The sequence below is a fragment of the Klebsiella sp. MS 92-3 genome (genome assembly GCF_000195655.1).
Classification (GTDB): Bacteria; Pseudomonadota; Gammaproteobacteria; order Enterobacterales; family Enterobacteriaceae; genus Klebsiella; species Klebsiella pneumoniae.
Genome location: NZ_GL882877.1, coordinates 36,060 through 44,706 on the forward strand (window position 1 = coordinate 36,060; position 8,647 = coordinate 44,706).

The following is an 8,647-nucleotide window of genomic DNA, read 5'->3' on the forward strand; positions in this document are numbered from 1 at the left end:
GCGGCCGCGGATGGCCTCATCGAGCGTAAAGTGGACGCTGACCGCCACCTGCTCCAGCCCTTTATGTTTCAGCATCCGCCGGGTCAGCGCGGCGATGATCTCCACCTTTTCCCGGCCGGATTCGACATCTACCAGCGCCAGCTCTGTAACCGGAAGCTGCTCGTAACGAACGATAATCCCTTCAATAAGCTCCGGCGTGTAGCTGCTGCCGCCGCCGATAACGGCAATTTTCAGTGCTTGCATAGTGTCCTCTTTTCGGATTTTCGGCATACAGAGCGCCGCGCGCGATCGCCAGGACCGCACGTGATGATGATGAAAAACGGGATGAGAAAATTAGTGTTCGAGCAGGGCTAGCGCTTTATCCAACACCGCAGCGCCGCGCATCATGCCGTAGTCAGCCATATCGATCACCGCCACCGCCTTGCCCTGCGGCGCGGCCAGCGCGGTTAGCCGTCCGGCTTCATATTTAACCTGCGGCCCGAGCAGGATGACGTCGGCGTTTGGCAATTCGCGTTCAAATTCCGCCACCGCCACCGCATAGATTTCCAGCGCCAGCGCACGCTGCTGGGCTTCTGCTTTCATTTTGTTCACCAGCATGCTGGTCGACATGCCTGCGGCACAACAGAGTACGATTCGTGGCATTGCGCTTCCCCTTTACGTGTTATCGCTTCAGCCCTCAGGGCCTGGACGACTATATTGTTAATATTGTGTGATAGTGAAGGCTATATGAAAATAATTTTCACCGATGTGATCGAGGCTCAATTTTTGCGCATTTTTATCGCCAGGGTGTCACCCTTTACTGCTCTGACCATAGGAAATATGCGGCGTGAGTGCTATAAAGAGAGGCAGTCGATAATTGAAAAATATTTTCAAATGCGGGTTTTGCCAAAGGGAACATGAGGATGGATATCGTAGGTCAGCTGCAGGAAGGAATGCGCCGCTTTAGTGCCCAGGAGTCGCGCGTCGCCACCTTTATTCTACAAAATCTAAGCTTTACCGCCAGCGCCTCTATTGACGAGCTGGCAGCCAGCGCGGGGGTCAGCCCTGCCACCATTACCCGCTTCGCCCGCTCGGTGGGCTGCGATGATATTCGTGATCTGCGTAAACAGCTGGCGCAGGCCAGCGAACGGCGCGCCAGCTGGCTTACGCCGGACAGCGCCGCCCTGCCCGTCGCCTGGCGCGACAAACTTAGCAGCCTTGGCGTTACCCTAACTCGTCAGCTCGGCCATACCGCAGAAGCGGCGGTGGAAAAGTGTAAATCGCGCCTGCTGAGCGCCCGTGCGGTACACTGCTTCGCCCTTGGCGCCCAGGACGTGACGCTGGCCGCGCTGCTCCAGCATCAGCTACTGCCCTCCGGCATCGCGATTAATCTCTGTCAGGATGCGGCGCTGATGCGGCTGACCGCCAGCACCCTCAATGACGATCATCTGCTGCTGGTGCTGGCCACTGCCGAGGCCAACCCTGTGTTGCAAAGCGCCACTTTGCAGGCGCGTACGCAGGGAGTGACCATTATTGCTCTGACGCCGGAACAGCACGCCCTTGGCGATATGGCCAGCGCCATCCTGCCGCTGCCCGCTGACCCGCAGCAGGCTCGCTATGCCCTGCTACTGCTGGTCGATCTGCTTAACGATACGTTGATTGCCTGAATATTTGCCCGTTTCATGCCTGAACGGGCTCGATTTTTGCTTATATTTTAAGCGCCTAAATTTACATTTATCGCCAGCGCCCATCATCCGTACTCTCACCTTTTTACCTTGTTCTGGGTCAATAAAATCGCAAACATCTTTGATGCAAATCACTACATATAGAACTTAAAATGCGCCTCGGCCCAACATGTTGTATTAATCGTCTATTATGTCACCATATCTTGTCGATGTCTGGCGGTGATGAGATGTGGATAAAACGGGCCGGATCCGAAGGTAAACAGCACGAGCCGTAGCGTGCAGCGCCTTCGGGATAACCTCCGCCTCTGTGGATAACCTGTTCTATATATGGAGTGATCATGACACCGCATGTGATGAAACGTGATGGCTGTAAAGTGCCGTTCAACTCAGAGCGCATTCAGGAAGCAATTCTGCGTGCAGCTAAAGCAGCGGGAGTCGATGACGCAGACTATTGCGCCACCGTCGCAGAAGTCGTTAGCCAACAAATGCAGGGCCGCGCCCAGGTCGACATCAACGAGATCCAGACCGCGGTGGAAAACCAGCTGATGTCCGGCCCCTATAAGCAGCTGGCGCGCGCCTACATTGAGTATCGCCATGACCGCGATAGCCAGCGTGAGAAGCGCGGCCGCCTCAATCAGGAGATCCGCGGCCTCGTCGAGCAGACCAACTCCGCGCTGCTCAACGAAAACGCCAACAAGGACAGTAAAGTCATCCCGACCCAGCGCGACCTGCTGGCCGGGATCGTCGCCAAGCACTACGCCCGGCAGCACCTGCTGCCCCACGATGTGGTGATGGCCCACGAGCGCGGCATGATCCACTATCATGACCTCGATTACTCGCCCTTCTTCCCGATGTTCAACTGCATGCTGATCGACCTGAAAGGCATGCTGACCCAGGGCTTTAAGATGGGCAACGCGGAGATCGAGCCGCCGAAGTCTATCTCTACCGCCACCGCGGTGACGGCGCAGATCATCGCCCAGGTCGCCAGCCATATTTACGGCGGCACCACCATCAACCGCATCGATGAAGTGCTGGCGCCGTTCGTCAGCGAAAGCTTCAAAAAGCATCGCAAAATCGCCGAAGAGTGGCAGATCCCGGATGCCGAAGGCTATGCCCGCGCCCGTACCGAAAAAGAGTGCTACGACGCCTTCCAGTCGCTGGAGTATGAGGTTAACACACTGCATACCGCCAACGGCCAGACGCCGTTCGTCACCTTCGGGTTCGGCCTTGGCACCAGCTGGGAATCGCGGCTGATCCAGCAGTCGATTCTGCGCAACCGCATTGCCGGCCTCGGTAAAAATCGCAAAACCGCGGTGTTCCCGAAACTGGTGTTCGCGATCCGCGACGGCCTGAACCATAAGTTCGGCGACCCGAACTACGACATCAAACAGCTGGCGCTGGAGTGCGCCAGCAAGCGCATGTACCCGGATATCCTCAACTACGATCAGGTGGTGAAAGTCACCGGGTCGTTTAAAACGCCGATGGGCTGTCGCAGCTTCCTCGGGGTATGGGAAAACGAGAACGGCGAGCAGGTGCATGATGGACGCAATAACCTCGGCGTGATCAGTCTCAACCTGCCGCGCATCGCCCTGGAAGCGAAAGGCGATGAAGCCGCCTTCTGGGCGCTGCTGGACGAGCGCCTGCAGCTGGCGCGTAAAGCGCTGATGACCCGTATCGCCCGCCTGGAAGGAGTGAAGGCTCGCGTGGCGCCGATCCTGTATATGGAAGGCGCCTGCGGCGTGCGGCTGAAAGCCGACGACGACGTCTCCGAGATCTTCAAAAACGGCCGCGCGTCCATTTCTCTGGGCTATATCGGTATCCATGAAACCATCAATGCGCTGTACGGCAACCAGCATATGTACGACAGCAAGGCGCTGCGTGAGAAAGGCGTGGCCATCGTCCAGCGCCTGCGCGACGCCGTCGATTTGTGGAAGGAAGAAACCGGCTACGGCTTTAGCCTGTACAGCACGCCGAGCGAAAACCTGTGCGATCGCTTCTGCCGTCTCGACACCGCCGAGTTTGGCGTGGTGGAAGGGGTAACCGACAAAGGTTACTACACCAACAGCTTCCACCTCGACGTGGAGAAGAAGGTCAACCCGTACGATAAGATCGATTTCGAAGCGCCGTACCCGCCGCTGGCCAATGGGGGGTTCATTTGCTACGGCGAGTACCCGAATATCCAGCATAACCTCAAGGCGCTGGAAGACGTGTGGGATTACAGCTATCAGCACGTGCCGTACTACGGGACCAATACGCCGATCGATGAGTGCTACGAGTGCGGTTTTACCGGCGAGTTCGAGTGCACCAGCAAGGGCTTTACCTGCCCGAAATGCGGTAACCACGATGCCGCCCGCGTTTCCGTTACCCGCCGGGTGTGCGGTTATCTCGGCAGCCCGGACGCGCGGCCGTTCAACGCCGGCAAGCAGGAAGAGGTGAAGCGCCGCGTGAAGCACTTGGGCAATGGGCAGATTGGTTAATTCCAGCTGGTTTAGCCCCTCACCCTCTCCCCAACGGGGAGAAGGGACCGGCCCCGTAGCCGTTTGGCCACTAAGGAGCCGTTCCCGGATAGCGGCGCGCAGCGCCTTATCCGGGCTACCACTACCACTGTTGTAGCTCGGCCGAGCGCAGCGACGCCAGGAAATGGCCGCACTCCTTCGTTTTCGCAAAGCAATTAGCGTCAGAGCAAGGCGGCAAACGAAGGAATCCCCAGGAGCGTACATTCAGTACGTGACTGGGGTGAGTGAGCGCAGCCAACGCCGCTCTGGCGTTAATTGAGAAGCGAAAATGAATTATCACCAGTACTACCCCGTCGACATCGTCAACGGCCCCGGCACCCGCTGCACCCTGTTTGTCTCCGGCTGCGTCCACGAGTGCCCCGGCTGCTACAACAAAAGCACCTGGCGGGTGAACTCCGGTATGCCGTTTACCGCTGAGATGGCCGACCGTATCATCGCCGACCTCAACGACACCCGCATCAAACGCCAGGGGCTTTCGCTCTCCGGCGGCGATCCGCTGCATCCGCAGAACGTCGCGGATATTTTAAAGCTGGTTCAGCGCGTGCGCGCCGAATGCCCCGGCAAAGATATCTGGGTCTGGACGGGCTATAAGATTGACGAACTGAACGCCGAGCAGATGGAAGTCGTGAACCTGATTAACGTGCTGGTTGACGGTAAGTTTGTGCAGGATTTGAAAGATCCGGCGCTTATCTGGCGCGGCAGCAGCAACCAGGTCGTACATCATTTGCGATAGCGTTTAGAGCCGTTTATTCGCCTGATGATAAACGGCCGCTTTCTCTCTTTTGCCAATGGCAATAACGTAAACCACCACCACACTATCTCGTACTTGATACACCAACCGATAACCTGACGCCTTAAGCTTGATTTTGTAGCAATCCGGTAAATCGCTCAGCCTGGTCGACTCAATTCGCGGATTCTGCACAATCTGCTGGAGCTTATTTTTGAACTGTTTTTTGACCGTCTCGCCAGGCTTCTGCCATTCGCGCCTGGCTCGTGGATCAAACTCCAGTTCATAGGTCATCCAGACTCACCTTAACCCCTGGCCGTGGGTTTTCCAGCCGTTCGCGAACGGTGCGTAATAACGCCGCTTCGCCATCACTGATGGTCATACTTTTCACCGGCATGCGGCCATTTTCCGCAATGTATTGAAACAGCAGGCGTACCGCCTCCGTTGGTGTCATATCGAGTTTCTCCAGCACGGCATAAGCCTCTTTTTTGAGTTTATCGTCCAGTCGAACATTGAGCGTGGCCATTATGCCTCCGGAAAGGGGAATTTTGTAATGCAGTATAGCATTACATTTGAATTACACTCGAATCTGGAAAACGCCTCTCAAAACCGGCTGACGCACTCCATCGCCACCGTTTTAAACTCATCAAAGCTGCGGGTCGCGGCGAGGCGACTCATGGCGCGCTCGCGCAGGAAAGTCACGAAAATATCGTAGATCGCCATCGCCTCTTCATACTCGCGCTTGCTGATAGCGAGCAGGAAGATGAGATGGGCGGTTTCGTCGCCCCAGGCGATGCCCTGCGGGGCGATAACGGTATAAACCACCGTCTTTTTCGCCAGCAGCCCCAGGGAGTGCGGCAGCGCAATGCCATCCCCCAACATGGTGCTGACGATCGCTTCACGTTCCACTACCGAAGCATGAAACTCCGCATCGACAAAGCCTTCCTCCAGCAGCTGCTGGCACAGCTCGGCGAACAGCGTTTGCTGATCCATCGGCTTATCCACCACCCGGAAGTGGGCGGCATCGAAGTATTTATTCAGCATCCACGGACGGGTACGGTCCACCAGCACCAGCTTGCCGATTTGATCCAGCTGATAGTCGGTGGGGAACGGCGCGATGGTCACTACCGGCTTGTCTTTTTCGCCGATCCGCACCGTTGAGATAACGAAATCCGCCTCGATCGCGTCCCGCTGTTCGTACTCGCGCTGGGAGATGGTAGCGGCGATCTCCAGCTGCGGATATTTACGCTGCAGGATCGCCTCGATCATCCGTACCATCGCATTGCTGGTATCGCACACCAGCAGCACCTGCGGCTGACGCTGGTAGCCGATGTTGTAGTGGCGCTCCAGCCCAACGCCGATATGCAGTACCAGAAAGCCGATTTCGTTTTCGCTGATGGTGTACGGAGTATATTTCCCCCAGCTGGAGACCGCGGCCAGGGTCATATCCCAGGCCATCGGGTAGTGCTGTTTGATGTTATCCAGCAGCGGATTGGGGATCATGATCTGGTAGCGCACCCGGGTGATCATGGTTTTAATGTGGGTCAGCAGATCGGCATGCAGCTGGGCGTCGTCCAGCAGGTTGTAATTATACTGGCTGTTAATGTAGCGCAGGATGTAATTGACCAGCGCTTCATCATCGTCGGCGCTGATAGTTTCCGGATCGACATCCTGCACCTGACGGGCCGCGATATGCACGCATAGCCACTCTTCTTCGGCGGGCGATAAAGGTTTCCCGGCCAACCGCTGCAGCTCGCCCGTCAGCTCGCGCGCGGCGTCGCGGACGTTCTGCGCCACATCTTCAGCGCTGAATTCGGCCAGCGGGTAGCCTTCGCTGACGCGGCGCACCACCACCGCGCCATACAGGCAGACAAAGCGCTCGCCGGCGTCGGTGAGGCGAATATGATGCCGCGTGAGCGTCTCCTGCAGCACCGGCTCCAGCAGCGCTGGCACCTCCGCCGCAAAGGCCTCGGCGCCGATCGGCGGCGCGATATCGCCTTGCTGGGTCAGCTCCCACAGCAGGTCGGTCAGGCAGGCGCGAATTGACACCTCGCTGCCGAACAGCTTCATACCGTGGCGCGGGCGGGTTTCAAGAGTCAGCTGATAGCGCTGGAAGCGCTCGCGCACCTCAACCATGTCATTTTGCAGCGTGGCGCGGCTGACGAACCACTCATCCGCCAGATCTTCCAGCTTGATAGAGAACGCCGAGGTCAGGAAACGCACCAGCAGAAACGTGATGCGATCCTGGGCGGTACGCGGCACGTGCTGCGCCTTCGGCGCGGTCTCCTCCAGCGCCTGGAAACTCGTCGGATTATCTATCTTCAGCTGATAACCGCTGCCGCGGTTAAGGATAAACTGCGCGCCATATTGCGCCAGCAGCGTATTCAGGGCGGTAATATCGGCGCGCACGGTACGGGTGGAAACCGACAGGCGTTGCGCCAGCTCATCCTGCGGCAGCGTTTCATTTCGCAGCAGGGTGAAGAGTTGCGCTAAGCGTTGGTTGGGAAATCGCATGTCAGTTCCTTGTAATTACGGCTCAGGGTTGGGCGGATATCACCATCTGCGATGGGCTACCGACCGGCGTATAGTCGGAGGCAAAGGTTAATTTGCCATCCTTCGGCGCCACGCTGAAGCGGGTAATATTATCGCTACGCTGGTTCATGACGTACAGCCACTGCCCCTGATTATCCAGCGTCAGGGTGCGGGGATAATCGCCACGCGTCCAGATATCTTCCTGGTGACTCAGGCTGCCGTCGGCCAGCACCGTGAAGTGGGCAATGCTGTTATGCAGGCGGTTGGCGACATATAGCTGTTTGCCATCGTTGCTCAACACAAGTCCGGCGGCAAAGCTGGTGCCTTTATACCCTTCCGGCAGCGCGGAGACAGTTTTGCCTTCACGCAGCAGGCCGCTTTGCTTATCCAGATGATAGAAGGTCAGCGTCGACGCTTCCTCATTAATCAGCCACAGGCCGTCGCCCTGTGGCGTAAAGACGAAGTGGCGCGGGCCGGCTCCCGGCGACGAGGCGGCGATAAACGGCGGATCGTTCGGCGTTAGCTTGCCGCTGGCGCTATCCAGCCGATACTGATAGATCCGATCCAGCCCCAGATCGGTAGAGTAAACGTATTTCCCGCTGGGATCGGCGGCGATCATATGGGCATGCGGGCCGTTGTGATCGCTGATGGCGAAGCTGCCCTCGACGGCCGCCGCCGGGCGTTCGGCGCCTGCCGGGCCTTCATCCTGATGCCTGTCCACCGCCTCAGCCAGGCTACCATCTTCTTGCACCGGTAGCACGGCGATACTGCCGCTGACATAGTTAGCCACCAGCAGATGCTTACCGTCCGGCGTCAGGGAGAGATACACCGGCCCGGCGCCGCCGGAGGCGACCTGGTTGAGCGCGGTCAGCTCGCCGTTCTTTTCAATGCGCCACGCCTGCACCACGCCTTTTTCGACTTCACTGGCGGCATACAGCGTTTTGCCATCGCGCGACACGGTTAACTGCGCGACGTTCGGCAACGAGCTCACCAGCGTCTTATCGCGCAGGGCGCCGGATTTGGCATCGACGGTAAAGCGATACAGACCTTCGCCATTGGGGTTATAGGTGCCTACCCAGGCATAGTGGGTTTGCGCGGCGCCCGCGGCGGCGGCAAACAGGGACAGTGAAGCGACAAGCAGATGACGAGCGACAGGCATAGCAACTCCTTGATGGTTCAGTGGGATAAGCTGCCCCCCCCCCCCCCCC

General features: G+C 58.0%; 9 protein-coding genes and 1 pseudogene. 4 read left to right on the top strand and 6 right to left on the bottom strand.

What is annotated here, in order from left to right:
* Both HMPREF9538_RS00105 and HMPREF9538_RS00100 read right to left on the bottom strand, forming a co-directional pair.
* Window positions 1-243, bottom strand: a pseudogene (locus HMPREF9538_RS00105) (6-phospho-beta-glucosidase); the annotation flags it as partial.
* Between the two features lie 90 nt (window positions 244-333).
* A complete protein-coding gene (locus tag HMPREF9538_RS00100; RefSeq protein ID WP_012737232.1) occupies window positions 334-642 on the bottom strand; it encodes a PTS sugar transporter subunit IIB in 309 nt (102 codons plus the stop codon).
* 84 nt (window positions 643-726) lie between these two features.
* Here HMPREF9538_RS00100 and HMPREF9538_RS32540 point away from each other — a divergent pair, with 84 nt between their 5' ends.
* From HMPREF9538_RS32540 to nrdG, 4 genes are all read left to right on the top strand, one after another.
* Complete coding sequence (locus HMPREF9538_RS32540; RefSeq protein ID WP_002886906.1) at window positions 727-900, top strand: hypothetical protein; 174 nt, start codon at window positions 727-729, stop codon at window positions 898-900.
* A 2-nt stretch (window positions 901-902) separates the two neighbouring features.
* Entirely contained in the window at window positions 903-1,646 is a 744-nt protein-coding gene (locus HMPREF9538_RS00090; RefSeq protein ID WP_002886905.1) for a MurR/RpiR family transcriptional regulator, read from the top strand.
* Window positions 1,647-2,002: 356 nt separating this feature from the next.
* Entirely contained in the window at window positions 2,003-4,141 is a 2,139-nt protein-coding gene (gene nrdD, locus HMPREF9538_RS00085; RefSeq protein ID WP_002886904.1) for an anaerobic ribonucleoside-triphosphate reductase, read from the top strand.
* A gap of 307 nt (window positions 4,142-4,448) precedes the next feature.
* Window positions 4,449-4,913 (top strand): anaerobic ribonucleoside-triphosphate reductase-activating protein, encoded by a 465-nt coding sequence (gene nrdG, locus HMPREF9538_RS00080; RefSeq protein ID WP_002886903.1) that lies wholly within the window; start codon window positions 4,449-4,451, stop codon window positions 4,911-4,913.
* A gap of 3 nt (window positions 4,914-4,916) precedes the next feature.
* Here nrdG and HMPREF9538_RS00075 read toward each other — a convergent pair whose 3' ends face one another.
* From HMPREF9538_RS00075 to HMPREF9538_RS00060, 4 genes are all read right to left on the bottom strand, one after another.
* Window positions 4,917-5,201: a type II toxin-antitoxin system RelE family toxin gene (locus HMPREF9538_RS00075; protein WP_009486548.1), complete on the bottom strand. Its 285-nt coding sequence runs from the start codon at window positions 5,199-5,201 to the stop codon at window positions 4,917-4,919.
* Entirely contained in the window at window positions 5,191-5,433 is a 243-nt protein-coding gene (locus HMPREF9538_RS00070) for a type II toxin-antitoxin system RelB/DinJ family antitoxin (RefSeq protein WP_002886901.1), read from the bottom strand. Before HMPREF9538_RS00070 ends, HMPREF9538_RS00075 begins: the two co-directional genes overlap by 11 nt.
* A 77-nt stretch (window positions 5,434-5,510) precedes the next feature.
* Entirely contained in the window at window positions 5,511-7,421 is a 1,911-nt protein-coding gene (locus HMPREF9538_RS00065) for a BglG family transcription antiterminator (RefSeq protein WP_009486549.1), read from the bottom strand.
* A 22-nt stretch (window positions 7,422-7,443) separates the two neighbouring features.
* Window positions 7,444-8,598, bottom strand: coding sequence for a lactonase family protein (locus HMPREF9538_RS00060; RefSeq protein WP_020316350.1), 1,155 nt, complete (start codon window positions 8,596-8,598; stop codon window positions 7,444-7,446).
* Between the last annotated feature and the right edge of the window lie 49 nt (window positions 8,599-8,647).

What these genes read in the sequence shown, in the direction of transcription:
- HMPREF9538_RS00100 (WP_012737232.1), bottom strand. Translation starts at nt 642, where the DNA reads ATGCCACGAATCGTACTCTGTTGTGCCGCAGGCATGTCGACCAGCATG.
- HMPREF9538_RS32540 (WP_002886906.1), top strand. Translation starts at nt 727, where the DNA reads ATGAAAATAATTTTCACCGATGTGATCGAGGCTCAATTTTTGCGCATT.
- HMPREF9538_RS00090 (WP_002886905.1), top strand. Translation starts at nt 903, where the DNA reads ATGGATATCGTAGGTCAGCTGCAGGAAGGAATGCGCCGCTTTAGTGCC.
- nrdD (WP_002886904.1), top strand. Translation starts at nt 2,003, where the DNA reads ATGACACCGCATGTGATGAAACGTGATGGCTGTAAAGTGCCGTTCAAC.
- nrdG (WP_002886903.1), top strand. Translation starts at nt 4,449, where the DNA reads ATGAATTATCACCAGTACTACCCCGTCGACATCGTCAACGGCCCCGGC.
- HMPREF9538_RS00075 (WP_009486548.1), bottom strand. Translation starts at nt 5,201, where the DNA reads ATGACCTATGAACTGGAGTTTGATCCACGAGCCAGGCGCGAATGGCAG.
- HMPREF9538_RS00070 (WP_002886901.1), bottom strand. Translation starts at nt 5,433, where the DNA reads ATGGCCACGCTCAATGTTCGACTGGACGATAAACTCAAAAAAGAGGCT.
- HMPREF9538_RS00065 (WP_009486549.1), bottom strand. Translation starts at nt 7,421, where the DNA reads ATGCGATTTCCCAACCAACGCTTAGCGCAACTCTTCACCCTGCTGCGA.
- HMPREF9538_RS00060 (WP_020316350.1), bottom strand. Translation starts at nt 8,598, where the DNA reads ATGCCTGTCGCTCGTCATCTGCTTGTCGCTTCACTGTCCCTGTTTGCC.